The sequence below is a fragment of the Mycobacterium sp. DBP42 genome (assembly GCF_005924235.1).
In the GTDB taxonomy this organism is placed as follows: domain Bacteria; phylum Actinomycetota; class Actinomycetes; order Mycobacteriales; family Mycobacteriaceae; genus Mycobacterium; species Mycobacterium syngnathidarum.
Genome location: NZ_VCMY01000036.1, coordinates 1 through 25534, shown reverse-complemented (window position 1 = coordinate 25534; position 25534 = coordinate 1). Strand labels below are relative to the sequence as shown.

At 63.3% G+C, this 25534-nt stretch carries 30 protein-coding genes and 1 pseudogene; 13 read left to right on the top strand and 18 right to left on the bottom strand.

The window, feature by feature from the left end:
* Window positions 1-13: 13 nt before the first annotated feature.
* Genes E0T84_RS24545 through E0T84_RS24535 form a run of 3 tightly spaced genes read left to right on the top strand, consistent with a single transcriptional unit; the run spans window position 14 to window position 2059 of the window.
* Complete coding sequence (locus E0T84_RS24545; RefSeq protein ID WP_081285465.1) at window positions 14-469, top strand: hypothetical protein; 456 nt, start codon at window positions 14-16, stop codon at window positions 467-469.
* A complete protein-coding gene (locus tag E0T84_RS24540; protein WP_064925238.1) occupies window positions 466-1332 on the top strand; it encodes an RAMP superfamily CRISPR-associated protein in 867 nt (288 codons plus the stop codon). The genes E0T84_RS24545 and E0T84_RS24540 overlap by 4 nt, the downstream gene beginning before the upstream one ends.
* 7 nt (window positions 1333-1339) lie before the next feature.
* Window positions 1340-2059: a hypothetical protein gene (locus E0T84_RS24535; RefSeq protein ID WP_064925240.1), complete on the top strand. Its 720-nt coding sequence runs from the start codon at window positions 1340-1342 to the stop codon at window positions 2057-2059.
* 75 nt (window positions 2060-2134) lie between these two features.
* On the opposite strand, the pseudogene E0T84_RS24530 reads toward E0T84_RS24535, so the two are convergent.
* The 6 genes and pseudogenes from E0T84_RS24530 to E0T84_RS24505 form a co-directional block, all read right to left on the bottom strand.
* Window positions 2135-2707 (bottom strand): annotated as a pseudogene (locus E0T84_RS24530) (exonuclease domain-containing protein); the annotation flags it as partial.
* 253 nt (window positions 2708-2960) lie between these two features.
* Complete coding sequence (locus E0T84_RS24525; RefSeq protein ID WP_074414897.1) at window positions 2961-4358, bottom strand: cytochrome P450; 1398 nt, start codon at window positions 4356-4358, stop codon at window positions 2961-2963.
* Window positions 4358-5515: a DUF6545 domain-containing protein gene (locus E0T84_RS24520; RefSeq protein ID WP_131813051.1), complete on the bottom strand. Its 1158-nt coding sequence runs from the start codon at window positions 5513-5515 to the stop codon at window positions 4358-4360. Before E0T84_RS24520 ends, E0T84_RS24525 begins: the two co-directional genes overlap by 1 nt.
* Window positions 5516-5559: 44 nt before the next feature.
* Window positions 5560-6078 carry an ImmA/IrrE family metallo-endopeptidase gene (locus tag E0T84_RS24515; RefSeq protein WP_234713594.1) on the bottom strand — a complete coding sequence of 173 codons (519 nt, stop codon included), beginning with the start codon at window positions 6076-6078 and terminating at the stop codon, window positions 5560-5562.
* A 131-nt stretch (window positions 6079-6209) separates the two neighbouring features.
* Entirely contained in the window at window positions 6210-7256 is a 1047-nt protein-coding gene (locus E0T84_RS24510) for a methyltransferase domain-containing protein (RefSeq protein WP_081285466.1), read from the bottom strand.
* A gap of 64 nt (window positions 7257-7320) precedes the next feature.
* Window positions 7321-8064: a dienelactone hydrolase family protein gene (locus E0T84_RS24505; RefSeq protein WP_081285467.1), complete on the bottom strand. Its 744-nt coding sequence runs from the start codon at window positions 8062-8064 to the stop codon at window positions 7321-7323.
* Window positions 8065-8241: 177 nt separating this feature from the next.
* Here E0T84_RS24505 and E0T84_RS24500 point away from each other — a divergent pair, with 177 nt between their 5' ends.
* Window positions 8242-8889: a TetR/AcrR family transcriptional regulator gene (locus tag E0T84_RS24500; RefSeq protein WP_064925246.1), complete on the top strand. Its 648-nt coding sequence runs from the start codon at window positions 8242-8244 to the stop codon at window positions 8887-8889.
* Here E0T84_RS24500 and E0T84_RS24495 read toward each other — a convergent pair.
* Complete coding sequence (locus E0T84_RS24495) at window positions 8886-10253, bottom strand: cytochrome P450 (RefSeq protein ID WP_064925247.1); 1368 nt, start codon at window positions 10251-10253, stop codon at window positions 8886-8888. The two genes, E0T84_RS24500 and E0T84_RS24495, sit on opposite strands and share 4 nt — an antisense overlap.
* 79 nt (window positions 10254-10332) lie before the next feature.
* Between E0T84_RS24495 and E0T84_RS24490 the strand changes: the two genes are divergently transcribed.
* The 9 genes from E0T84_RS24490 to E0T84_RS24450 all read left to right on the top strand — a co-directional run bounded on the left by E0T84_RS24490 (window position 10333) and on the right by E0T84_RS24450 (window position 18472).
* Complete coding sequence (locus E0T84_RS24490; protein ID WP_064925249.1) at window positions 10333-12489, top strand: Rv1355c family protein; 2157 nt, start codon at window positions 10333-10335, stop codon at window positions 12487-12489.
* Between the two features lie 17 nt (window positions 12490-12506).
* Window positions 12507-12704, top strand: a complete 198-nt coding sequence (locus E0T84_RS24485) for a hypothetical protein (RefSeq protein ID WP_131722463.1) — start codon at window positions 12507-12509, stop codon at window positions 12702-12704.
* Between the two features lie 545 nt (window positions 12705-13249).
* Window positions 13250-13645 (top strand): hypothetical protein, encoded by a 396-nt coding sequence (locus tag E0T84_RS24480; protein WP_064925251.1) that lies wholly within the window; start codon window positions 13250-13252, stop codon window positions 13643-13645.
* Between the two features lie 33 nt (window positions 13646-13678).
* Window positions 13679-14119, top strand: coding sequence for a hypothetical protein (locus tag E0T84_RS24475; protein ID WP_064925252.1), 441 nt, complete (start codon window positions 13679-13681; stop codon window positions 14117-14119).
* Between the two features lie 57 nt (window positions 14120-14176).
* On the top strand, window positions 14177-14851 hold the full coding sequence (locus E0T84_RS24470) for a class I SAM-dependent methyltransferase (protein WP_234790577.1): 675 nt from the start codon (window positions 14177-14179) through the stop codon (window positions 14849-14851).
* Between the two features lie 141 nt (window positions 14852-14992).
* A complete protein-coding gene (locus E0T84_RS24465) occupies window positions 14993-15586 on the top strand; it encodes an Imm61 family immunity protein (protein ID WP_064925256.1) in 594 nt (197 codons plus the stop codon).
* 206 nt (window positions 15587-15792) lie between these two features.
* Window positions 15793-16221: an HD domain-containing protein gene (locus E0T84_RS24460; RefSeq protein ID WP_074414898.1), complete on the top strand. Its 429-nt coding sequence runs from the start codon at window positions 15793-15795 to the stop codon at window positions 16219-16221.
* Window positions 16222-16577: 356 nt separating this feature from the next.
* Window positions 16578-17573, top strand: a complete 996-nt coding sequence (locus tag E0T84_RS24455) for a hypothetical protein (protein WP_064925260.1) — start codon at window positions 16578-16580, stop codon at window positions 17571-17573.
* Between the two features lie 185 nt (window positions 17574-17758).
* A complete protein-coding gene (locus E0T84_RS24450; RefSeq protein ID WP_064925262.1) occupies window positions 17759-18472 on the top strand; it encodes a hypothetical protein in 714 nt (237 codons plus the stop codon).
* A 331-nt stretch (window positions 18473-18803) separates the two neighbouring features.
* Here E0T84_RS24450 and E0T84_RS24445 read toward each other — a convergent pair whose 3' ends face one another.
* The 11 genes from E0T84_RS24445 to E0T84_RS24395 form a co-directional block, all read right to left on the bottom strand.
* The gene (locus tag E0T84_RS24445) at window positions 18804-19025 is read right to left on the bottom strand and encodes a hypothetical protein (RefSeq protein WP_064925266.1); all 222 of its coding nucleotides are present in this window, start codon (window positions 19023-19025) and stop codon (window positions 18804-18806) included.
* Between the two features lie 23 nt (window positions 19026-19048).
* Complete coding sequence (locus E0T84_RS24440) at window positions 19049-19285, bottom strand: hypothetical protein (protein WP_064925267.1); 237 nt, start codon at window positions 19283-19285, stop codon at window positions 19049-19051.
* Complete coding sequence (locus E0T84_RS24435) at window positions 19282-19467, bottom strand: hypothetical protein (RefSeq protein WP_064925269.1); 186 nt, start codon at window positions 19465-19467, stop codon at window positions 19282-19284. The genes E0T84_RS24440 and E0T84_RS24435 overlap by 4 nt, the downstream gene beginning before the upstream one ends.
* Window positions 19468-19492: 25 nt before the next feature.
* A complete protein-coding gene (locus E0T84_RS24430; protein ID WP_109772104.1) occupies window positions 19493-20152 on the bottom strand; it encodes an HNH endonuclease family protein in 660 nt (219 codons plus the stop codon).
* 130 nt (window positions 20153-20282) lie between these two features.
* Window positions 20283-20870 carry a hypothetical protein gene (locus tag E0T84_RS24425; protein ID WP_131813052.1) on the bottom strand — a complete coding sequence of 196 codons (588 nt, stop codon included), beginning with the start codon at window positions 20868-20870 and terminating at the stop codon, window positions 20283-20285.
* A gap of 170 nt (window positions 20871-21040) precedes the next feature.
* A complete protein-coding gene (locus E0T84_RS24420; protein WP_081285469.1) occupies window positions 21041-22021 on the bottom strand; it encodes an alpha/beta fold hydrolase in 981 nt (326 codons plus the stop codon).
* A gap of 513 nt (window positions 22022-22534) precedes the next feature.
* Window positions 22535-23488, bottom strand: coding sequence for a hypothetical protein (locus tag E0T84_RS24415; RefSeq protein ID WP_064925275.1), 954 nt, complete (start codon window positions 23486-23488; stop codon window positions 22535-22537).
* Window positions 23485-23769, bottom strand: coding sequence for a hypothetical protein (locus tag E0T84_RS24410; RefSeq protein WP_048895711.1), 285 nt, complete (start codon window positions 23767-23769; stop codon window positions 23485-23487). Before E0T84_RS24410 ends, E0T84_RS24415 begins: the two co-directional genes overlap by 4 nt.
* On the bottom strand, window positions 23769-24293 hold the full coding sequence (locus E0T84_RS24405; RefSeq protein ID WP_064925276.1) for a hypothetical protein: 525 nt from the start codon (window positions 24291-24293) through the stop codon (window positions 23769-23771). Before E0T84_RS24405 ends, E0T84_RS24410 begins: the two co-directional genes overlap by 1 nt.
* Before the next feature lie 201 nt (window positions 24294-24494).
* Window positions 24495-24785 carry a hypothetical protein gene (locus E0T84_RS24400; RefSeq protein WP_064925278.1) on the bottom strand — a complete coding sequence of 97 codons (291 nt, stop codon included), beginning with the start codon at window positions 24783-24785 and terminating at the stop codon, window positions 24495-24497.
* Between the two features lie 42 nt (window positions 24786-24827).
* Complete coding sequence (locus E0T84_RS24395; RefSeq protein WP_064925280.1) at window positions 24828-25133, bottom strand: hypothetical protein; 306 nt, start codon at window positions 25131-25133, stop codon at window positions 24828-24830.
* Between the last annotated feature and the right edge of the window lie 401 nt (window positions 25134-25534).

Sequence of the window (25534 nt, the reverse complement as noted above, 5' to 3'; positions counted from 1 at the left end):
TAGGCTGGTCGGCATGGTCGACGAGCTCCCGCCCACCCGCAGATTGCAGGCGCTGGTACCCGAACTGCGGTTGCTGTCCACGCCAAGCACTCGGCCCGACGACAGCGCTTGCGCTGCCGACACCGCGGAGCGGTTGCTGTTGATGCTGCACTACAGCATCGATTGGGACAACACCTGGATCGGCGAGGAAAAACACCGCAAAACCTACTGGGACGATGTACTGGTTTCTCGGGTACGTGTGGCCTCCTACCGTTCAGCCACACTCGACGAATGGTGGTCTACCGCCTCATCATTGCTCGATGCGACAGCGCCCCGACACAGCGACCGACGCCGAGAACTAGCACAGCTGCTGCAGGAGCCACCGCTGCCTGTGCTCAGCATCCTTCAAACCAGCCTGCCCGCCTTGGTGTTGAGGGTACGGATCATCACCGAGGCTGTCGCCGCCGAACGCAAGGCACAAAACCGATGAGCCGTCTGTCCAAAATCAAGTGGAAGATCGACATGGTGGCCCAGTCCTCGATCGTGCACCGTGAGGTCATCACCGCCGCCAGCGGCAACTTCGCCTTGTTTCGCCGAGAAAAAAGCATCACCCCCGACAACACCGCACTGCAGGTTCCAATGGTCTCCGGCGGCGGCTTCCGCGGTGCCCTTCGCCGCATCGGTGAGGAGCTCACCGCAGAGGCCCTCGACTACGAGGACACCGCCATCCCCGTTCCCGCCGCCCATCTACTCACTAATGGTGGTCGGCTCGCCAAATCGAAAACCCCACTGGACAACGAGGGCATACGTCATCTCAGAGATCTCCTGCCACTCGTCGCGGTGTTCGGCGGCGCAGCTTCAGGTCGCATCATGTCCGGGCTGCTGAAGGTCGGCAAGCCGGTGCCCGAGGTAGCCGAAACGACCCACATTCTCGACCGCCCACCACAGTCCGCGCCGCTGCCCGCTGTGCGAGCACTGGGCGCCGAGTGGTTCGGCCACCTCTCCGACCACCGCACCAATCTCGACCAGCCACCGTGCACAGATCGCGACGACAAGACAAGTCCCCTCGCACGATTCGGTGTCGAAACACTACCGGCCGGCACCCGTTTGCAGACATGGGTGCTCCTCAACAACGCGACGAGCGTCCAGGCCGCATTCGTGCGCGACATCCTCGACGCGTTCGCCAGCGATGGCCATCTGGGCGGCCGTGCATCGGCCGGCCACGGTCGCGTCATCGTTAACCTGAGCCACGAGGTCAAACGTGGACAATTCCCCGGCGAGACTGTCGACTGGCGTGCTGAGCTCAACTCGCGCCGCGACGAGGCGATCGCCGCACTATCGAAACTCTCGTGAACCGACCATGATTGCGCTGCAGGTGACGGCCACGATGCCCCATGGGATCGTACTTTCACGCCCATGGGGCGTTGCGCTAGACGGATTGCTTGCCTCCGTGCTGTGGGAGCGACGCAAATGGGCTGCTCGTGAAGCCGGGCACCACTTCGCGTTCGAGTCCGACGGGCCTCAAGAAACACTTCAGTTGCCGCTGGCCACTTGCGGCGACCCCGAACACGACAGCGACTGGCATTGGATGGCCACTTTCGCCGATCTGCATCCCCGAATACAAGATGTCACCGAGCCCGATATCCGTTGGCGCACTTCCCGAACCGACCACCATCGACTGCAACAACTCGCTCCTGTCATCCCCAAGGCTGTCTCTGACACGACAGGCCGCTACCAACGCCGCTTCATTCCCGTATCAGCACACGCTGCCACCCACCTGACCTGGCGCGCAGTCGGGGATCCCGAGGTGATTCGTGATCTGCTCGAAGACTTGTCGTCTATCGGCAAGCACACCGCCGTGGGTGAAGGCCTGGTTCGCAGGTGGGAGATCACAGAAACTCCCGACGTCGAAACCTGGTCGGCCGGCCACGAACACGAGCCGGGAATTCTCGGACGAACTGCCCCACCGCGCTGCCTGACAAACGTTACGACCAGCACCGGTCCGTGTGGCACCGGTGCGCTGCGGCCCCCCTACTTTCATCCGGCCAGCCGCGCCGCCGCCTATCAACCAGCGCGCTGAAACCGAATCCTGAACCTCTCCGTCCTTCAGTTATCAGCTGGACGTGGTTCAAGCAGCTCGCGGCGCAGCGAAAACGGGGCCACGAAAAGCGCGGGGTTCGCGCACTGGGAGGTCAACACCTTGTTCTGCGGCGATTACCAGAAGCTGTGTGAATACTTGGCTGAGCACCTGCGCATCGTCGAGCGCATCGTGAGGCCGGGCTTGAGCAACGCCACAGTGGCGGGCAAGTTCGCCGAGTTTGAGGCTTGCGGTCCCAAGCTCAAGGCGCCCAGCAAGATCCAATGTGCACAAGGCCTGTTCGACAGGTAGATCAACACCGACGCGTCGAGATTCGGCCTCCAGGAACCAGTAGTCAAACCCCGCGTTGTGCGCGACCAACGTACGACCGCGCAGCAGCCGCGCCAAATCATCGGCGATGTCACTGAAACAGGGTCTGCCCGCCAGCATTTCGGCTGTCAATCCGTGAATGTGGGTAGGCCCAGGATCGACACCTGCGTCGAGCAAGCTCACCACCGAATCGGTCACTTCGCCGCTGTCGGTGACCGCAAGCGCGGCCACACTAATCACTCTGCAGGTTCGCGGGTCAGTCCCCGATGTCTCGACGTCGACCACCGCCCAGCGCCCTCGCCCGCTGCCTGCACTCGCCATAAAGGAATGCTGGCACACTGCACCGACATTTCTCAGCGCCGAAAGTCGCTTCCGCATACCAAAAACGAGAGCCAGACCAATTGGCTCAGCGGGGGTAACGGCCCCGTGCGCTAAACCTGGCCTGGCTCTCTGCGGATCACCGTTCCCGATGGCCGCCCATAGCAAGATTAACTCTATCAGGCCTCGCGTCGCTGGGCGCCGCTAAATATCTTCTTTCCGCCAAAATGCCGCTGGGCCGCGCGACCCACCACGCTCAGCGGCGGCGCATTCTTAGGCGAAGGCCTTCGGGTTTGAGTGTCATCATTTCGCTGACCTGCAGTTGGTAACCGGGCTCGGGCTCCAGGTCGAACTGGTGCAAGACAGCGGCCAAGGTCAGCATCATCTCGTGCAGCGCGAACTGCCGCCCGATACACGCTCTCGGTCCCGTTCCGAACGGCTTGTAGATGCGAGGACCCAGCTTGTGTATCTGCTCGGGCAGGAATCTGTCCGGGCGAAATTGGTCGGCGTCATCGCCCCACGCCGCCGGATCGCGGTGGGCCGCCAGGAGTACGACGAAAACCCAGTCGCCGGCCTGGAAGTGGAACTGTCCGTTGCCGATCGTCGTGTCGTGGCGGGCTTGACGGAAGTAGCCGGGGGCCACTGGCCACAGGCGCAGTGCTTCGTCGACAATTCGGCGCAGATAGCGCAGGCGAGCGATCTCGTCGAAGCCGAATTCCGGCAGGTCTCCGCGTGGCCAGCGGTCGTCGATCTCTGCGCGTGCCGCCGCGGCGATATCTGGATTTGTGGCCAGGTAGTGCAGGGCGAAGGCGATGGCGTTGGCTGAGGTTTCGCTGCCTGCTACCAGCAAGGTGAGGACCTGGTTGGCGATGTTGGCGTCGTCGAGTTTCTCGCCGGTGTCGGGGTCAGCGGTGTTCAGTAGCGCCTTGAGCATGCCGGCCCCGGAGTCGATCGGGCCGCTGCGGCGGCGGTCGTCGACGATCGATGCCACCTGTTCGCGCAGCCAGGCTTTGTCGTGCTTGTGCTGGTCACGGCGTCGGCCGCCGAAAAGCTTTTCGTAGAACGGAATGGCATCGGTGCGGCGGTTGGCGTAGGTGAGCTCGCGGATGACTGCGGCGATGAACGGGTCGTCGCGCTCGGAGCTGAGTTTGTTGAAACTGTGCCCGATGCCGGCGCGGCCGATCAGTTCGGCGGTCAGCCGGTTGGTGACTGCCGGGATCTCGATCCAGCTGCCCGCGCGGTCATTCCACACGTCGATGAGTTCGCCGACCGTGGCGGCCATGTCTCGGTGGTAGGACTGCATGGCGGTCTTGGTGAACGCTGGCATCAAGATGTTGTGGGCCTTGGCCCAGTTTGGTTCGTGGCTGTGTGCGGTGAACAGGCCGTCGCCAGCTGCGGCGCGCAGCTTGAGCATCGAGTAGCCGACCTGTTTTTCCCAGTGCTGTTCGTCGTTGATCTCGTTGACGAGGTCGGTTCGCGAGACGATGATGCCGCGAACGTTGAACACCTTCTGCTCAATGATGCCGCCGTGCTTGACCAGTTCGCGGGCCAAGCCTTGGCAGACCTTGTTGTGATCCAGTGTGAGCAGGTCGCCCACTAGCGGAAGCCGCCACCGCGTGTGGGGGAATCCGTTGGGGGAGCTGGCATGAGCCATTATTGGGCGACCTCCATTGCGTGGCCGGAGCCGGTGTAAGTTCTGGCGGCGGGCCACCAGGTGGCCAGACGGAGCAAGTCGGCTGCCTCTTCTTGCAGGCTGGTTCCGCGGTATGTGGTGGTTTCAGTTTGGTCGTTGTTGATGGCTGGCCTGCCATCGAGCTTGGCCTCGGCAGCTCGCGCCAAGCGCAGAGCGCGTAGCGCCTCAGGATGTTGTCGTGGAGGAACGGCGTGCTGGCTCAGGAATCGTTCTGTCTCCTCGTTGTCGAGCGGTTGGATCCACGGGCGCAGCTGCAGCATGGCGTCACGTAGTTGCACGACGCTCTGGTGGACATCCAGCGGCGTTTTGCGTCGATAGCGCGAAGGTGTGTCCAGTTGGAAGACGATCGCGGGAACGATGCGTGTCATATCGGCCAACATAGGCTGCAGTCGCCGCCACGTTCGACTCATGGAATCAAGACCCGTGCGCACATGCACAGCCAGTAGGCATGGCACCGCGGCCAACATGTTCGCGAACACCGAGATGGTGAAGAAGATGACCGAATGCACCGCCAAACGGTAGTCGACGCTGTGCAGCCAGCCCAGTTCCTCCAGCAGCGCCAGTACCGCAGCGCCGGGGTTGGATACCGCAATCAGCAGCCCGATCACGATGCCACCAAGCGGTACGAGGCGTTCCTTGAAAGCAGCATCGCGGCGGACGGTTTCCTTGATGCACATCCACATCAGCGGCGCCGTGAGCGCAACAATGGGGATCTCGTAGAAAGACCAAGCTATGACGGCCGGCCAGCCGCCGTGCACCTCCAAGTGCTCGCCGGCATTGCGCGCTGGCGTTGCGGCGACCAGGAACACCACGCAACAAACCACCGCGGTGACCCGGTGGGTACGGTGGCGGCGGATCGCTTCCTCATTGGGCAAGTCTCCGCGCCACACGGTGGTGAAACCGCGGAATTCGGCGCCGACGAAGATCATCAGAGCCAGTGAGATCTGTTGCATCGTAGTCAGATCCCAGCCGAGGACCTGATTTAGGCCAGTCTCGATGGTGCGGTCACGCAGAAGGTTGGAAGCCAACGCGAAGCCGAGCGTGTAATTGAGGTATTTGTCGTACTGGGTGCTGTTGGTGCTGTAGAACGCGAATCGGGTGATGGTCACAACTGCCATGAACAGCAACAGTGGCCATGCGACCGAGTCAGGCAGTCCCGTGATCATCGGCGGCTAAAGAACACGCGACGAATCATCGAGCGCTGATGCGTCTTTTCCTCGGTGGCAATCATCAGTAGCGAGGCAAACATTTCGGCTTCACGCTCCTGTTCACCGCCGAAATCCTCGCCGAAATCCTTGCGCCCGAGCACTGCCCGCACCGACTCCGGAGCGACATTCGGAAGCGCTTGACGCCATGCTGATTCGCCAAGTCCGCCGCCGGTTTCCCGATGAATCCCACTGCGGTGCCCTAAGAGCATGTGCCCAATTTCATGGCAAACGATCTGGTCGATGTGGTAGTCCGAGGTGCCCCGCTCATGCAAGATCAGGTCGTCATCATCACGGGCCAACCACAGGCCGCACAAACTGTCACCCAATAGTGCTGTTTCGCTCGGAATCAGTGTGATGGGGCGACCTCGCATGTCTGCGACGCTTTGCACGAAAGCATCCCGATCCCATGGTATGGGTATGGGGAGCCTACGCACCAGATCGAGCATGTCTTGGCTAGACAACGCCATTGACATCTCCCCACTGTCCGGTCCAATCTCCCCTCGGCGCATGCTCGGTCGACGGGCTAACCCGGACCCAGCTGCACCACGGCCACTTCCAGGCATGCTCGCGGGCCGTGATCGGGAACTGATACATGGCGTCCCTCCTAGGTGGTGTGCGACATCGGTCGGCTCTTGATGCGCGCGGACACAATGAACAGGGACAGGGAGCAGAAGAACGGACCCGTCATGAGGTCGTCGATCCAGCCCTGGGTTCGTGCGGCGGGAAGATGCCCGTCGGTCACCGCGTGCTTGCAGACGTCACGGAAGCCCAGAACCTTGTCAGCCTCGATCGCGTCTGTCCAGTGCGCTGTAACGGGATAGATGTTCTCAACGCTCAAGCCTGCGTCGTCGAGCAGCCGCGGCAGCACCCTGCCCATGGTGGCATTGCGGATGACTTGCGCGACGACATGCTGGGTATAGGTGTCGCTGAAGGCGACGTCGGGGTGGTCGAAGACCAGGGTTGCCCAATCGGGCTCGACACAGACGATCATGCCGTCGGTGCGCAGGGTCCGAGCAGCTTCGGCAAGGACAGCAGGTGGCGACTCCACGTGTTGAAGCACGCGGTCTATGTGGATGCGGTCCACACTTTCGGCGTTCAGTGGGAGTTGGTGAATGTCGGCCTGGGTGACCGACACCGTTGGCCAACGGGTCGCGCTCTTCTCGGCATGCGCCAGTAGCGCCTCGTCGTTGTCGATGCCGATCACTGTGCCTGTATGACCGGCGGCTCGGGCGTATGCGGGAAGGTCCACGCCGGCACCACATCCGAGGTCGACAACGATGGCCCCTTCTTCGATCTGGAGTAGGGACGTCGCGAAGGCCTTGTAGCCCTTGCCAGTTGCCGAGTTAGCGATGTTTCGGAGGTAGTCGCTGGGCGGCGCTACGTCCAACCACCGTCGATACTTTGGTTCATCCGTCTTGGTCGTCACAGTGCGCCTTTCATCAACGAGTTCTATGCGTTCTTCGTATGCGGCACACGATGTTTCACCGGGCACAACACGGGGTTCCGGCGGACAGAGTTCCGCCCTGTAGGACTGATCAGGCGGGTTATCCCGATCGTTCATTCGCCGCCCACCCTGGACGCTTCGGGCCGCTACGACGCGTGCTGTGCTGAGCCGTTGAGTGGCCAGGTCGATGAGTTCGGCGGTAATCATCGCGGCACGTCCGCCGCCGACCAGCGGGTGCGCCGCGCTGCATTCTCAACTCGTTGACGCATCGTTAGCCGTCCTGCCCAGGAAGCCCTGAGGAGTCGGGCATTTGGGTCAGATACTTCGCGAAGAAGGCGAGGGTCCGCTTCCAGGAATCCTCCGCTTCGGGCTGAGAATAGGAAAAGCCAGCAAGGGTTTCGATGATGGTGAATGGCGCCGGGATACCCGACTTGTTCATGAAGCTGTGTCCGGCGTTCGGGTATTCCTTGATGTCGCGATCGACGGAGCCTTTGGCGAGAGCGGAGTCTAATGCGCTCGCCGAGCCCTGTTTGACGATGCGGTCTTTGGCGCCGTAGCTGGCGACGACCGGGCACGAACGTGCCAGCACATCAATGTTCTTGGGTGCTAGGCCGTACTGGGCCGCGGCCACGTCGAAAAGTCCTCGTGGTGACAGCTGAAGCACGAAGCCGGCGCCCATACAGAATCCGAGCAGCCCGATTCGCCCATTGCACCGTGGATCGTTGAGCAGGTACGTGCGCGCGGCCGTGATGTCGTCGTAAGCGTCGCCAGTGTCTGCGAAGTGGGCCCGAATGGTGGCGATCATGCACCGGGGTTTGAAACCGCGGCCATAAAGGTGGGGCGTCAGGGTGAGGTACCCCTCACCGGCGAGGCGGTCGCTAATGCGTCGCAGGTCGGCCGTCATGCCTTGCACGTCCTGGATGACCACTACAGCCGGCCAGGGTCCATCACCTGTCGGTATTGCCAGATACCCAGGCAGAGCGCCCGCCGGGGCCATGTAGGTGATGTTCGGCATTGCGTCGTCCCGTCTGCTCGGTGTGCAACTCAGCTTTCGGAGCGAGCGGCCGAGTCGTATCCCGCGGTTTCGCTCGATCTGCCCAATCCTCGGGCCTCAAAGCCGCGGTGTTCTCCGACTGTAGAACATAATACTCCACTCGGAGAAGTCTATTCGCGTGTTGTATTATCGACTGCTATGGAAGGCTCGGTTTTCCTCCAGCAACCGGCCCCGGTCGAGTTGTCTACGGCAGACCGAATTCGCGATGCCGCGATCCATTGCTTCGCCACACAAGGCATCAGCGCAACCACTATGCGCGCCATCACTCAAGCCGCCGGAGTAGCACACGGCCTGCCGCAACACCACTTCGGCAACAAAGCTGGTCTTATCGCGGCCATCGACGACTATGTGCTGCGCGTCTTCAGTGAAGCCCTCGAATCCAACCCACTACCGGTGCCGACAGAGCCGACCGACGACTTCAGATCCCTAGGCGGCCGCTTCTCCAAGCTCATCCATGATCATCCCGACGTTGTCGACTACGTGGGCCGCGCACTCGGCGAAGGCAACAACATTGGCGCCGTGATCTTCGACGGGCTGCTCAAAATCAGCATCAGGCAGCGCGACACCTTCGCCGCAGCAGGGCTCACCAGGGCTGACATCGACCCGGAGTGGGCCGCGCTGAATCCACTGATCCTGCGCCTAGGCGCGATCATGCTGCGTTCCCACATCGCCCGTCACGTCGACGGCGCGTTCACCACACCCGCCGAGCTGCAGCGGTGGGACGCCAGTGTCACCGCACTGATCCGTCACGGCCAGTTCACTGCCGACCCGGCAGAGCACGGCTAACGGAGTGCGACGCTGGCCGGTATCGGCCCACCGGGGACCATCGTGAACGGCACCGCGAGCGGGAAATCGTCTTCCAGCGAGGTCAACTTCACGCGACGCACAATCGAGGCCAGCGCCAGCGTCGCTTCCAGCATGGCGAAGTGATCACCGATGCACGACCGGGGCCCGCCGCCGAACGGCACGTACTGCCAGCGGTTTAGTTTCTTCATGTTCGCCTCGGTGAAGCGCTCAGGATCGAATCGCAGCGGATCTTCCCACAGGGTCGGGTCACGCTGGACTGACATGCGGCCGAACACCAACATGGTTCCCGCCTCAACCCGATATCCATCGACCTCGACATCCTCGATCGCCATCCGCGTCCCGGTCGGCCCGGGCGGGCACAGCCTCAAGGCCTCCCGAAGAACCTGCACGGTGTACCCGAGCTGCTCGACGTCACCCGGCGCCAGTAACCGATCGCCGATCTGGGCGACCTCCGCGTACACGCGCTCCTGCACTTCGGGGTGGCGCCCCAGCTGCCACAACGCATAGGTCAGCGTCGTTGCCGTTGTGTCGTGGCCGGCGAACACGAAGATCACGAGCTCGTCGCGGATCTCGTCGTCAGTCAACGGCTGCTTAGTCTCCGGGTCGCGCGCGGCGATCAACGCCTGCACCAGCGGGGCATCCAGGTCGGGATCAGCACGGCACGCACGCACAATCTCGGCGGCCAGCCCCCGAATCGCGGTCGCAGCCTCCCGGGACCGCCGCCGCGCCGGCGTCGGCAGCCACGCCGGCGTACGCAACGGTTTCAGGGCGCGCCGCACCGCGTAACTGGTCGCGACCCGCAGCGGCTCGGCCACCACATCGGCCTGCTCGTCCAGATCCAGACCCAGCACCGAGCGGCCCAACGCACGCATCGTCAGCTGACGCGCCTCGGCGTCCAGGCTGATCTGCGCGCCGTCGGCCCACGAGGACACCACCATCTCTGTGGCCTCGGCCATATGGGCGCCGAAAGATTCCACCCGCTTCTTCGTGAACACCGGCTGCAGTGTTCGCCGGCGCGGTAGCCATTCCTGGTGCGGCAACACGAATAAATTGCCGCCAAGCAAACGCCGAAGCTCTCGCCCCACTCCGCTCGTCTTGTCGATCGAGCCGTCACGCACGCCCACGATGTCGCGGATACCTTGAGGTGAGGTGGCTAAAACGATTGGCGGCATCAGCCATCGTGGGCCAAGGCTAAACCGGGTGACCGGGCCGCCGGCATCTCGCAGGATGTCGGTGCCGGTGTGAAAGTTCCGCAAAGCGTCACGCTTTTGCTTGTACGGCAACGGGTTAATCGGAGCCAGCGGAAGATCCGCGACAGTTTGCTTTTGCGCAGTATCGGTCACGCGCACACCTCCCAGCGTCGGACATAGTCTACGACTGAGGCCCTCGGCGCCCCGGACGCCGAATCAGCGAAGGAACAGCATGCAGACCGCTTACACCGCACGAGTTCTCGACCCAACCAACACTGGCGACAACGCCCTGCTCGACGAGCTCCGCGCTGACCCCGACATCGACTTTCTCGACGATCACGACGCCCAGCTGGAAAGCCTGCGCGCTCTTCGCCCGACTCCGTCTGACGAGCTGCTGGGCGAAGGTCGACGATGGGCCTACTACCCGTGGCGGCGCGCCGTCGTCGCCGTGCTCGGCCCCCGCGGATTCCAGGCACTGCGCCTGGACCGCAACCGCAACAACATCACTGCCGCAGAGCAAACCACTCTCAGCGCTCTGACGATCGGTGTGGCTGGTCTCAGCGTCGGCCACGTCATCGCCCACACCCTGGCCGCCCAAGGCCTGTGCGGCAAACTGCGTCTGGCCGACTTCGACCATCTCGAACTGTCCAACCTCAACCGGGTGCCGGCCACCGTCTTCGACCTCGGGGTCAACAAAGCCGTCGTCGCGGCCCGCAGAATCGCCGAACTCGACCCCTACCTGCCCGTCGAAGTACTCGATGCCGGCCTCAACGCAGACACGCTCGACGACTTCCTTAATGGCCTCGACATCGCGGTCGAGGAATGCGATTCACTCGAAGTGAAAGCCCGGCTACGTGTCGCTGCCCGCGATCTGGAGATCCCGGTGCTCATGGCCACCAGCGACCGCGGCATCATCGATGTCGAACGCTTCGACCAAGAGCCCGGGCGTCCCATCCTGCACGGACTGCTCGGCCAACTCGACATCGATCTTCTCCCCGGCATGACCAGCCGCGAGAAGATCCCCCACGTTCTCCGGCATCTGGAAGCCGAACGCCTATCCCCAAGCACAGCCGCATCCCTCATCGAGATCGACCGATCCCTGTCCACCTGGCCGCAGCTCGCCTCCGACGTCATCATCGGGGCTGCCGCCATCGCCGAAGCTGTCCGCAGAATCGGCCTCGGCGAAGAACTGCGATCCGGCCGCAGCCGCATCGATGTCAGCTGGGCCCTGGGCCAGATTCGCGAGCCCGACATGGCACATCGCTACGAACCGGCCACCGACGAGCCGAACACCCCGCAGGCCCTCGACGGCGGCCCACTCGAACACCTCGCTACAGCCGCGATGCGCGCCCCCTCCGGCGGTAACACGCAGCCCTGGCAGATCGCTCTCGCCGAAGACTCCATCACGGTCGGTATCGACCCTGACCACACCTCGACCATGGACGTCAAGTTCCGCGGCAGCGCCGTCGCCCTGGGCGCAGCACTGCTGAACATCACGATCGCCGCCGCCGAACACCATGTGCTCGGCCCCGTCACTGTCACCGCCGCCGGCAGCGCGCCGCTGCAGGCCACCATGCGCATCACCGACGACGGCAACGACCCCGCACTCGCACAGCTCTACCAGCCCATGCTGGCCCGCGAATCCAACCGCCACCACGGAACCCCCAAGCCGCTCGACGACGCCACCATCACAGCGCTCACCGACGCGGCCGAAACGCACGGCGCGCGCCTGCAGCTGCTCACCCAGCGAGATGACATATCTCAAGCGGCCGCCATCCTCGCTGCGGCCGACCGCGTACGGTTTCTCACCCCGCGCCTGCATCAAGAGATGATTTCCGAACTGCGCTGGCCGGGCGATCCGGACCCCGACACGGGCATCGACGTGCGCAGTCTCGAATTCGATCCCGGCGAGATGGCGGTCCTCGATGTCCTGCGCCGCGCCGACGTCATGGAGCAGCTCGCCGAATGGGACGCCGGGTCCGCTCTCGGCGACGACATGCGAGACCGTGTCCTGGCCAGCTCAGCTCTGGCCGTCGTCACGGTGACCGGCAACGACCTGCGCTCCTACGCCACGGGCGGATCGGCGGTCGAAGCCGTGTGGATCGCGGCCCAGCAACAAGGATTCGGAGTCCAGCCAGTGTCCCCGGTCTTCCTCTACGCACAGACCGCCACCGAACTCGAGGAGCTTTCGGCGCCCTTCGCAACCGAATTGGCCGAATTGCAAAGCGAATTCAACGTTCTGACGCAGCTGCGGCCAGGAGACTCCATCGCCTTGATCCTGCGTCTGGCCGTCGCGCCGCCGGCATCGCTGCCGAGCCGACGCAGCACCAGTCGGGTACGGACCAGCGCAACGACAACAACCCACCCACTCTCACGGGGGCCTTGGTGACAAACGAGCCGCTCGGCGTGCCAACCCCATCGAAACGGTTCTTGGTCCAGGTCATCGTTGACCTGGAAATGCTCGCCGACGACGAACGCGCTGCCACAACCGCGGCGTCAACCGCGATCCGCACAACCACAATCAACGGCGCCCGGTGCCTCGACCACCCGATCCGGACAGTCGAGGAATACTGGCGCCCCAGCCTCCCCGACGACCCCACCTAGCCAAGGCCGCCGGGCCGATCGCGCACGACCATGGCGACGGCCGGTCGGCAACCGGCGGGCACAGCACCCGGCATACAGCAAAAAGTTGAGCCCCGGTCCGAATACGGAACCGGGGCTCAACTCTGGAATTCTCCGCTGTCTCCGGGTGAGGGCGAACCAACATGTGCCCAGACAGCTACATGGCTCAGCGTCGGGTCCGCCTGATTGCCCCGCAACACGGCAGCGGGACCGAATAATGGGGTGGCGGGGCCCTGCGTGAACGCGAGATCGTGGCAAAGGCGTCTTCACGACCCCTTTAATCCATTGGGCGAGAGGCGGCCTGCGCAGGGTCTCGCCCAAGCGCAAAAGCCTTGCGCGGATATACCCGGGACGTGCCATCACCGCCGATCCCAGGCTGTCGCCGACACCGCGATCACTGAAGCCGTGCCGGGCCACACCACCACGTGGAGAGAGCCCCGGAACTTCCATCGCATCCTGTAGAACAATGCGTGCCATACTGCATTAGCAGATGTCATCACTGCTGATGACTCCTAGTGTCTACACCTATGAAAGACGGAACGTCTTGCAGTGATGAAGATCAGGTCCGCGCCGCTGCGCTCCAGGCCGCCCGCCGAATCGCCAGCACCCGCATCACGAACCGTCTCACCGCGGCCGGCATGACACTGCGAGGCGACGCCGAAGACATCACCGCGGTGCTACTGGCCGCAGATCCCGCCGACCCCCAGTGGGGCGCACTGTCTCCATACCGACTCGACTGGTCCCTAGACGTGCTATCCCTCATCTCCAACGCGCTCGTCGAGCGTCGCCGCGAACGCATCCGCACACCCGACGTCGACGCGGTAGCGGCCGCCATCAACGCCGGCGCCACATGGAAGCAAATCGGCGAAGCCGTCGGTTCAACGCCCGCAGTGGCCCACGGCCGATATCGCCAGCGCCTCTGACCTCGCAGCGATATGACAACGGGAAAGGAAGCAATGCATCCAGGAACACCTTCCTCGGTTCCGGTTCCACTGCTGGTGTATGCGGTCGCAAGCCGCGGCGAGGGCGCCGAGCTCCATCCGATGCGAGCAAGCATGGTCACGCTGAATCGCGGCGCCGCCGAGTCTGAGCTCGCCGCCTCAAATGATCAACACGCCGTCCTCATCGAGCAGAGGATTTTGCCCTGGGCTCCTGCCACCGACATCGAGCGCCGCCCAGCGCTGTACGAGTACACCGTGGGCTACCAGGTCACCGCCCACTACGTCCCCTGGGGTTTGACCTTCTCCACTGACCGGTCGGCCATCGAGACCGAGCTGGCCGCCGTCCAGACGGCCATCGCCGAGTCCAACGTCGACGACGCGTTCGACGTTCTCTTGCTTGAACGCCCCATTTTCCCGTGGTACATCGCACGCCCAAGAGCCGTGCCGCTGAGCTGATTTGACGTAAGGCCAGTAGCTCGCGCGGATAACCGATCGCCCGCTACGCTGCAGATCATGTCAGACGTCATGGATTGGGACGCCGCCTACCGCGGCCACATCTTCGCCGGCCCTCCCCCGTGGAATATCGGCAAACCCCAACCAGCGATCGCCAACCTGATCGCCGCCGGCCAGGTCCAAGACCCCGTGCTCGACGCGGGCTGCGGCATCGGCGATCTCACCATCGCGCTCGCTGAAGCCGGCCACGAGGTCACCGGCATCGACATCTCCACAGAGGCCATCAACGACGCCACCGAGCAAGCTAACGACCGCGGCCTCACTGCCCGGTTCATTCAAGGCGATGCGCGCGACCTGGCCGCTCTCGGCCTGGGCGATCCCCAGTTCAACACCGTCATCGACTGCACCCTGTTCCACTCGCTGCCCCTCGACGCGCGCGACGACTACCTGCGCGGTATCTCCGCCGCGGCCAACCCTGGCGGCCGCCTCCACCTGCTGGTATTTACCACCGATGCACTGCCGGTCGATTCACCGTGCCCGGTCCCCAACCTGGTGACCGAAGCCGAAGTTCGCGACGCCGTCGCCAAGCACTGGGCTGTCGACGCCATCGAGGCCTCCCACGTCGCCGTCCGGCTGCCCGACATTCCCAACCTGCCCAAGCACGACTTCCGTACCGACAAAGACGGTCTCACCTACCTGCCTGCCCTGCTCCTCACCGCCCACAAGTCGGCGTGACCGACACCGAGGCCGCCGGCTACTGAGGCCTGACCAGCGGCGCACGCCCGCAACCAGCCCCAAACGGCCCGACGCCGGCCGAGCCGTTTCTCAGTGGACGTACCATCAGCGCTGGTCACAGCGCCGTATCGTGTCCCACCGATGACCACCACGCCACCGCCACTCAGCGACGCCCTGCGCGGCTGGGCGCGCGCCGTCGGCTATCTCTGCACCGCCGACGACACCACCGCAACAACACTGCTCGTCCCCGAAGCAGAATCGCCTACCCGGTACCACATCCGCTGGCGCGCCAACGCTCGCGTGGAAGTCGTCGAGGCCAGCGCAGACGAGATGCGCCCACTGTTGTTCGCCGCCAACACCGCCATACTGGAGACGTACCTGTTCGGCCTCTTCGGTGACGATCTTCGCGAGAACATCGGATTGCCGCCGCTCGAACTTCCTTGGGCCGAAGACGATCTCGCCCCCGGGTACACGGTCGGCAAGCAGCTCAGTCGCGGCTATCGCGTCCTTAGCCACCATAAAGTGGGGCCGATCGCCGCGGCGCCTGATCCCACCCTGAGCCTGCTCACGCTGGTGCCGCTATCGCACTTTCTCGGGCTGAGCATTGCCGACCTCAAGCAGTCATTCTTGAACGAGGCCGGAAAGCCCCTCATGTTCGGCCCCCGCTACACATCCATATGCACCACTGGCGATTTCGCCGCGACGCCACCGGGTGTGCGCTCCAACATTGAATAACCCGGCCGCCGCCGGCCGCCGCACGCCTGTAGCTACGTGACATCGCACGAGGTCAGCGACATGTGGCCGCGTCCGATGCCTCCGACAGTCACAGAATTCCGCGCCGCCTTGTCCCTCGCCGATGTCACACTGGAAGCGACGAGCCTCAGAACCTCGCCCGCGGCGCGGATACCCGCCCACCCTTCACCGTCGAAAGCACACACATGATGCTCGATGAGCTAGCCGACAAGATCGCCACCGATGCACACGCCGGCCAAGTCGACAAGGCCGGCGCCGACTACATCGCGCACCCGCGCCGGGTCGCGCAGCGTGTCACCCCGAACACCCCTGAGCACCGTGCTGCCGCGCTCCTGCACGACGTCCTCGAGGACACTGCTGTCACCGATGCAGACCTCCTCACGCAGGGGATCCCGCCCCACGTTGTGGAAGCCGTCAGGCTCCTGACACGGAAGTCCACCGTCGCGCCGGACGACTACTACGCCGCGATCCGCCGCAACACGATTGCCTATGCGGTGAAGATGGCCGACATCGCCGACAACAGCGATCCGCGACGTCTGGCACAGCTCGATCCGAAGACACGCGCTCGGCTCGAATCGAAGTACGCCACCGCCCGGGCCGCCCTCAGCCAACAGTAGGCCCCCAAATCCCCTGCAACAGGACTACCCGAGGCTCAATCCGATCTCTCATCCGGCCCGGCCAGGCCAGGGGACGTGCCATCCTTGCTGTTCAGACACGACGAACTGGTGACGAGTGGGACTGGTGATGGCAGACGGATTCTGGGTAGTGAGCATCTCCCGAGCAACGGGCGAAGCGAGTTCACAGCTCATTCTCGACAGGGACGAGGCCTACCAGCGCAGTCTCGATATCGAGACTGCCGAGACGGCCACCACTGTGGTTGCGCGCAGGGACGCGACATGAGCGTCGCCCCACCCGCCAACCGGCCACTGCTCAGGCAGCGGAGCAGCGGCGGCAGCTGGGGAGAGGGGCCGGTGTGGCGTCGCTGACGCGATACGGCACCGAGGTGGTTTCGGCGTTCAGCCTTCTCGGCCAGGACGAGAATGACCTGACCGCTGCGCTCGGTTTCACCATGGCGCGATGCAAGGCGCTCAGCAATACCGTGCTCGGCCGTGTCTGGCCAACCCACAGTGACGATGCGGACGCCGACTTTGCACTGGAAGTGCGGGCTGAGGCCGGCCGCACCGACCTGGAGGTTCGGCTACCCGCCAGCTCCACATTGGTGATCTTCGAGGCCAAGCGCGACTGGCTGCTACCGACGACACAACAACTGGCACAGTACGTTCCACGTGTCCACCAGTACGGCTCCGGGGTGCTTGTCTCCCTGTCACAAGCATCCACCGCGCTCGCGGCAGCACAGCTGCCGGCACAGATCGATGACGTCCCCATCATCCACCTTCCGTGGCGAGACATCCTGTCCGACATCGCAACCACCCGAACCCTGTGCCGCGGGCGAGAACGCATCTGGCTTGAAGAGCTGCACACATACCTGACGGAAGTGATACGCATGCGCACAGTGGCAGACAGCATGGTCTACAGCGTCGTGCTCAACGATGAACGGCCCGGCGGCGCCGGCACTCCAACATTCCGAGAGTTCGTCACCGAAGAGCACTGCTACTTTCACCCCTACGGCACGGGGGGATGGCCCACCGACCCGCCAAACTTCATGGCGTTCCGTTGGGGTGCCGCGGTGCAACGCATCCACCGCATCATGCAGGCCGACGTCGTGCCCACCATCCGCGATCGGTTCCCCTATCTCCCCAAGGGCGAAGCCAGCGATCGACCCCACGCCGTGTACGAGCTGGGCCCCAGGATCCCGCCTTTCGATCCCATCCCCAACGGCACCGGCATCTACCCGTCGTCTCGACTGTGGGTTCTGCTCGATCAACTTCAGACCGCCCTAACCCTCAAGGACGCACTCACCGGCACCCGCGCACTCCAGGGCAACGGGCTGCCGATCCACCTGGCGTAGACCAGGCCGACCCGCCCGCCGGCCGCCCAGCGGGCGGGGGACCCATTCGTGCTGTTCAAGCCCCAGCCCCTGCACACGGAGATCCCCCGTCGACGCAGTAGCAGGGCAACCCAATAGCGGACCTCGTGCGCCGGCCGGGTTACGTTGAGACCGGATCCGACCATCGAGCACGCAAAGGGCCCGCCATGACGACCGCGACTCTGTTCGCACCGAAAGTCCGATACACCAGCACCGGTGAAAGCCAGTTCGACGCGATGATGACGTGGCGCGCCGAACTTGAGTTAGCCCAGCTGAGCGAGGAAGACACCCCGATAGTGCTTGGCGGGTATGCCGAATTCCTGATCGTCCGTGTCGGTGAGCAACCGATCGAGGACCTGCTGGACTCGCTGTCTCAGGACGCCGAGACCTTCGCCGAGCTGTTCGACGATGACGACGTCGCCTACAGCGTCCAGGAACAATTCGGGGATTCTCCGTTCAATCGGATCTTGATCATCACCGCGGTGTCCATCGCTTCGCCGCTGCGCGGTCATGACCTCGGGGCGTGGCTGGTGGCCGAACTCATCGACCGGATGGCCAGCCCACTGGACACCCTCGTGCTGCTCTACCCTCACTCGCTCGACCAGCCGGCCAGCGATGCGGCCGAGGCCGCCGCGGTGGAAGCGTTGTCCCGGCATTGGCAGCGGATCGGGCTGCAGCCGATTAGGGACGGCATCTTGGGACAGGCCACGGCCTACCGGTATCTATCGGACGCGCGGGCGACCCTGAAAGCTGTTGCGGACCTTCATATCTCTGTGCCGACGTCGCTGATTCGTGAGGAAGCGGCCGATATGTATCCGCGGCATGTGGTGATCGACGACGAGCCTGGCCCGCAGACGGGTCTACGTCTGGTCCGAGACTGAACGCAGCTCGATGCGGTAGAGGCGCCGCCCCTCGTCGTAGCGCGCGTCGAGGTCGGAGTTTTCCCCATTGAGTAGGTTCGACGCTTGCCACTCCGATCCGTGCTATCGCCGGTCAGCACCACCGTGTTCCTTCCCAAGGATGACGGTGACGCGTTTGGCGACTGGCCACGAGTGCCACCCTGTGGATCCAAGGGATATGCGCACAACGGTCTTGTGTGGATTCCAGTCCGTGCCAGGCATGTTCACACCGCGAACCTGGATATAGGTGCCGTCCTCAAGTTTGAGTTCGTCGCCCGGGTGCAGCTCGTCGGCACGTTTGACCGTTTCCACGTCAGTAGCCCTTCGGGGCCGCCTCGCCGAGGCCGGCATGTCTCATAGCGGCTTGAACTGCAGAGTCGTAATTTCCTGTGCTCAAGAGGGTGTCGAGTGAGTCGCTGACCCACACCTTGAACTGCTGGTCACGTTTTCCTTTCGTCACCAGGACCGTGCCCTTCGGCCCGTCGACGGCAGTCTGCTCCAATCCTGTTGCGTCCGTGTATTTCCGTATACCCATGGTCGCGTACCTCTCCCAATTCTCTAGGCGTGATTTCCTGCTACCAGTACGTCGTAGGTGTCGAGTTTCGCTTCGTCCTGGGATTTGTCGAGTTTGAGTCCGGTGTCGGTGTGTATCGACAACCACGCGGCGGCCAAGCCGTGATGGACGATCTCGGTCACCACATGTCGGCTGTTCTTCGGGCCGAGGATGACATCGCCCACGCTCAGCTGGTTGGCCTGTTTCGTCACCGTGATCGTGAGTGCGTTGTTCTTTTTCAACTCAGGACCTTCAGTGCCGCTGCGCAATCCTTCGTCCAGTGCCGCGGTGGGCCGGTACCGCTGAACGTGGTCTCATCCCATTCGATGGTGAAGATCCCTGGGCGCATGCCGTGGTCGACCCAGTCGACCACGGCGCCGATCGCGCCATCTTCGGTTTGCACGACGTTTCCTACCTTGGGCATCGCTACGCGCGTCCTTCCTTGTGGTCTATCGGCACGCGGTGATCGCCGCGTCCCGGTCCCCGACTGTGATCGGCAGTTCGTATTTGGCAGCCACAGTCAAGTACCGCTGCGCATACGTGCACGGCTGGTAGCTTGGCAGCCATTCGTCCAGTCCTGCATCGGATTTAGAGCGATTCGCCGGCCTCGATACGGCGATCAGTTCGGTGAAGTCGTTGGCGAAAATCTGCCTTTGTTTCGGTGACCACCGCCAGGCGCCGGCGTTCCACGCTCGTGAGATTGCATACACGTGATCGACTTCCACGTCCTTGAGGTTGATGTCGGCGCCGGTGTATGGATCTGGGCTGAGAACCCCCGCGACGGGTTTGCAGTTACGAGTTCCTGGTTTGAAGGTGACGTTGTGCAGTGACTGCGAAAGCAGCCGAGACCGGGTGTCACAACCACTGTGATCGAGGGGGTCATTCCATGCCGGACCGAACACACATCGCTGTTTTGCGCGCGTCTTTTTGTCTGTGCCGCATCCTCTTTCATATCCGTCCACTTCGTCTATGTGGTCGACGACGCGAACCTGCGACAGTAGCTCAGTGAGGCCAGGATCCACCACGGCCGTGCTGACGGCCTGCTGGTCCGCTTCACCGGCGGGGGCCGAGTGTAGCCATTGCCCCACCGCGATGCCGACTGCCGCCACGCCGCCAGCTAATGCGCGGCGTAGGGCTTTAGACCGGTTCACTGTTTCACCTCACTGCTTTCGTTTAGATGCTGGGTCTGTGACGGGGTCCTGCCTCAGGTACCCCTGTTCGAAGCGTCGACCCATGCCTTCATTGTCGGCAAAATTGCTGCAGGACAGCGCTTGTCGAGCGAACTACTGCTGTCGTGGAGTTGATATCCGCTTCAGCTGCGTGGTGCTTGATCATCGTGGCGAGGTTGGTCAAGGCGTAGGAGTGGGCTGTCACAGCAGCACTCATCGTGGGCGGAATGCTTTCACGGTCGATGAGACCGAGGGCGTCGGCGTAGCCGTTCAGCGCGTGTCCATCGACCGGCTTGCGCCGGGACCCCAGCTGGGCCGCAGCACGGGCAGTGAGCGCGTCTTGCGTGAGCTTGTCGACGATGAAGACTGATCCACAAGCGCGTTCATAGCCGACCGCTGAGGCGAAGGGCGACGGTGGACGCTGCTGCTTCATCGGTTGCGCTTCAGGGATGCTCGTCAACTGGGCCGAGTAAGCCGATTCGACGACAGAACGTTCTGGGGTGCTGACGACCATAGCCACTCCCCCTACTGCGGTGATGATCAGGCTGACCGTCGCGGCGGTGGTCAGCAGCTTGCGGGTCCCGCCGCGCATCCGGCATTCCACGCGGTGTGATGCCGGCACGGTGCTGGAGAAGCCTAAGTGGGCGTCGGTCGTCATCGGCTGGTCCACGCGGTGCGGTGCAGGTGCCGGCGACGGCGGGCAGTCAGCATCAAGGCCAGGCTGTCGGCAATATCCGGGGCGGCTTCAGTGTGGCGATACCGGACTGGCCGTCCGCCGGTGCTGGGTGTCGTGACCATCGTGGTTATCCCTTTCGCGGATAGGTGTGGTCAGGCTGGCGCGGCGATCGCGTAGAGCTGAGGCCCGTTCGTCGTCGCCTCTGGCGATGCGGCCACACGGCCGACAGCGAGGGTGCGCACAATGGCGTCGCTAACGACGGTTGCGGCTTCGTGTAACAGCATGTGGCCAGCCTCGTGCAGGTGTATCCGTCGGGCCCCGGCTATGGCCGCGGCCATAGCGTCGGAATGAACGGGTGGGGTGAGAAGATCTGTGCCCCCACTGATCACCGTGGTTGCTGCCGAGATGGTGGGAAGTATGTGGTGCCGGTCGTAAGTCTTGAGCGAATGCAGGAATCCCAGCGCTGTTGATGTCGAGGTCGATCGGAACGCTTCGGCCAATGATGCCGATACCGTTTTATCGTGGGTGACGATGTCGCACACAGGCCGCGCTACGGCGTGCATGACGCGTTCGCTGACCATCTGGGGAAGGTGGTGCACGACGTTGATAGCGGCGTCCAGACCAGGCACTGCCAGCAGACGGCCGAGGCCGTGATCGGTGAGCTGTCCAGCCGAGGTTGCGACGAGGACCAGTCCTTGTGGGTGGATTGGCTGGGCGGTGAGCGGTCGCGCCAGGTAGCTCAAGGCGGTCATACCGCCCATGCTGTGTCCGGCGAACGTCACGGGGCTGGTCACGTTGAGTGCGGTGAGGACGTCGGCGAGGTCTTCGGCGAGTCTGTCGAGTGTGTAGGTATGCAAGGGCGCTCGTCCGGATCGGCCGTGGCCACGGTGGTCGTAGGCGATGACACGCAGGCCCGGGCGGCCACGCAGGTGTCGAGCTGGTCGATACCAGGACTTGCGAGTCAAACACAGGCCATGCAACAAGACCACCGTGTGCTCGATGGCGCCGGTTGGGCGACTGTCCGATACGGACAGGGCTACACCGTCATTGGTGAGGACCGTATGACGGTGAAGCCTGCTGCGGCCCAGCGGGGCGGGGGCGGAGTCTGATCGTTGGAGCACTGGAGAAACCATTTTTGTGTCTCACTTCCGGCAACCACTTCAATGCGGGCCTTTGTAGCCACCGACGGCCGATCCGCTACGCGCCGGGGATCCGTCCGCGCACACGGTTGGGCCGGTAGGCGATTCCACACATCCCGCGTCAGGCAAGCCGATGCCACCCAGCACGCGGCCGATGAGGTGATCGAAATTGCTGCTGTAGGCGGTAATTCCACCTCCAGATAGCACGCTCGCCGCCACCGCAGCAGCCAGAGCACGCCGCCATCTGCGTCGCAGACGACCAGCGACGCGTCCGAATATCATTCGGGCACATCGATTCTGATATTCATAAAGCTAGTATCCCCCGCCATCGGACGGCCCCGTCCGCTTAAATCATGTTGCTACTCAGGGGGTTTGCTTCGGCAGGGCAGGTGGACACTGACTCAGATCGGGGGAAATCGAGTAGGGGCTGCCCTGCCGAAGCAACAATTTCAAGTGTAAATGCCCGTAGCACGCGTCAGTCCGCTTACAGCACGCCGGCACAGGGATTTACAGGCGTCCTTTGACCGAGCGGTTGAGTAGGTCGTCACCATTGAGCAGTTCGTCACGGTCCAGCGTCGAGGATGACTTCCGTTGGTCGCTGTCAGGCTTGGGCCCGTTCTGCCCGGCTCCACCCATGCCCATTCCTGGCGCCATGGGCGGCATGAACCCGCCATGCATCGCTCCGGGCTGCGAGGCGGCGGCGGCCGGCTGCCCGGACGTCGCCACGGGGGCACTGCCTGCACCAACCTGGGCGTTGGTGGCCGCGTTGACCAGCGTGGGCGCAGAACTCACCGCCGCCGGGTTTGATGACGTGTGTGTCTGCCCCGGTTGCTCATCGTCAATGTAGGAGCCGCCGGGGCTGAAGCCGCTGTCCTCGCCGCCAGAGCCAGACATTGGAGTGACACCCGATGCCGGAGCCCCGGCTGCTGGCGGCGGCCCTGCCGGCGCGCCCGCTGGTGCACCGGCGGGCATAGCCGCGGGTGGGCCGGCTAGAGCGCCCAACAATTGAGCCAGCTTTGCGCGGGCTTCGGGGGATAGTGCTTCGTCAGCCGTTTTTCGGTCCGAATCGAGCTGCTGCGCATTGTCGGTGGAGTCGCGCTCATATTTGTCTTCGGCTGCCTGTTGGCGGGCCAACAGCTCTCCGAGCTTGTTCTCCGCCTCGGCCAGACGTTGCGGGTTGCGCGGATCGTCTTGTGTCGATGCGGCCAGCAATTCCTGTTGAGCGGCTTCGATCTCCGCCGCTGTGGGCGCGTTGGCTGTGTACTCGGCCAGGGCAGATTCGGCGCGCTGTTTTGCCGCTCCGACAGCCTCGACGATCGACTGCAGATGCCGGGACAGGTCGGTGCTGATCGCCAGCTGTGAACGCCACGCCTGTTCTGCGGCTCCGGAGCCGTCGATGCCCAGGTCGTGTAGCGCGTCGGTGATCGCTTCGGCGCTGGGGGCTGGGGTCGGTGTGGTCACTGCGGCCTCACGTTTTCGTACCAGTCGACGAAGGCGCCGAAGATGACAGCGTTGACGAGGTTTTGCAGTTCGTCCACGGGCAGCGTCGTGATGGCATCGCTCACGGCGATGTCGAGGATCTTGCCGTGTTTGACGCGGACGATGATGGTTGGCTCGTCCGGGTCGTCCATGTACGCACCGATGCGGTCGAGGCGCTCATTCTTCTCGTCGAGCGTGGACTGTAGACCAGTCAGCGCGTCGGTGATCGCACTGATGTTGTTGGTGTTGGTGGTGGGCAGCATCAGTCCAGCGCCGCCTGTAGAACGGTGGAGCATGTGTCGTGTGCGGCGGTGAGATCGCTCAGCGCTGCTGTGACGCTGGCGCGGCCGGCTTCGACGAGCTGGGTCCGGTAGCTGTTGTATTCGTGCTGGTACCAGTTGTTAGCTTGGGCCAGTTGGGGGGCTTTGGCCCAGTCAGCTGTGAACGTCGAAACCGCGCCGTTGATACGGTTTTTGGCGTTGATAATGGCCGTGGCGAAAGTGTCGAGGTGCTCGGCAACGGTGCTGTGCCGTAGCGCCGATTGGTCTGCTAGATGCATATGGTCGGCAGTTTTTGTGACCACTGCTTGAGCGAACATGCCGGCGTTGGCTGTGTCAGCCTCGGTGCGTGCGGCATTCAGGTACGGCTGAGCCACTCCGGAGATCTCAGCGGCCACGACTTCACGGTGATGCCGTGCGCTGGCGATAATCTGGTCCTCGTTGTAGCTATGGGGCCAGCGGTCTTCGATGATGAGGTCGGCGTCGTCGCCGGTGAATCGTTCAATCATCGCGGGCCAAAAGGTTGAGTTCTGCTAGGCATGCGCGGACGTGAGCCTCCAACGTCGCACCGGAGGCGGGAACAGATTGCAGTGTGATGAGGGGCATCACCATCTCGTTCCCGCCTCCGTGCACAGTGACCGTTACAGGACCTGATACGGCCCCGTAGCATCCGGCAGAACTGTTGCTCATAGCTCGAATTGCGCTTGCGCTCAGCCGATCGAACTTGCCGATCGAAGATCACGTGCTGCATTCGAGGCTTTGGCCTCTGTGACCGCGGAGATGATGTGATTGATGGTCTGGTGAACCTCGTCAGTCACTCGCGCGTAGTCCTGGTTGAGTTCGTTGAACCGTTCGATGAACTGACCCTGATTGGTCTGGACATACTGGTTGCCGGTGTTGATTCGGTCTTCGGTCTGTTGCTTGATCGTGTTGAGGTTCCCAGTGAGGGTGGCAACGGCCGCTTCGATCTGACCGGGCCGATAGCGAACGATATCAGACATGAAATGTCCTTCTTTCTAGGAGTTTTGGATGACCGTCGAGGGTTAGTGGTTGCCGAAGCCGTTGAACATGCCCGCCGACTCTTCCTCGGTGTTCAGGTCATCGGCATGGGCGGCGCGGATGTCCTCGAACAGCTGCTTGTCCTTGGCCACAATCCGCTCGAGGTGTTCGTTGGTGCGCTGCACGGCCAGCTGGCACGCTTCCGAAGCCGCACCGATCATCGCGCCGGAACCCTTGAGGTCCTCGAACTCTCGAACCGTGTTCGTCCACGTCTGGTGCATCGCATCAACGTGACCGTCCATCTGGGCAACCATGTTGTCGGCGACGCCATGATCAATAGCAACGTCCATTTGTCTTGTGTCCTTTCAATTCCCGTTATCACGGGGCAGTGGATTTAGTCTAACCCGCCCGAACGCTTAGGTAGCCATTCACTGACAATGGCGTTCGCGCGGGCAGTGTCGGTGTCAGCGATGGGCGCGACACCCGCTTCAATTGCCGAGTCTGCTCGCGTGGTTGCCTCCTCTCTTCCTCTCATTCCAGCGCCGCCAAGACCTCCCATCCCTCCGCCGGGCAATGCCGAACTCGATGCTGGCACAGATGTTTTCGCTCCACTGGTGAGCGGTTGGGTGTTCGACATAGCGGTTAAGCCGCCACCTGTGGCCGCCGCAGGTGTCAAGGCCGGGCGTAGGCCGCCAACTCCACCGCCACCGCTGGCGAATGCACCAGACCCGCCCCCTGATCCGCCCAGGGA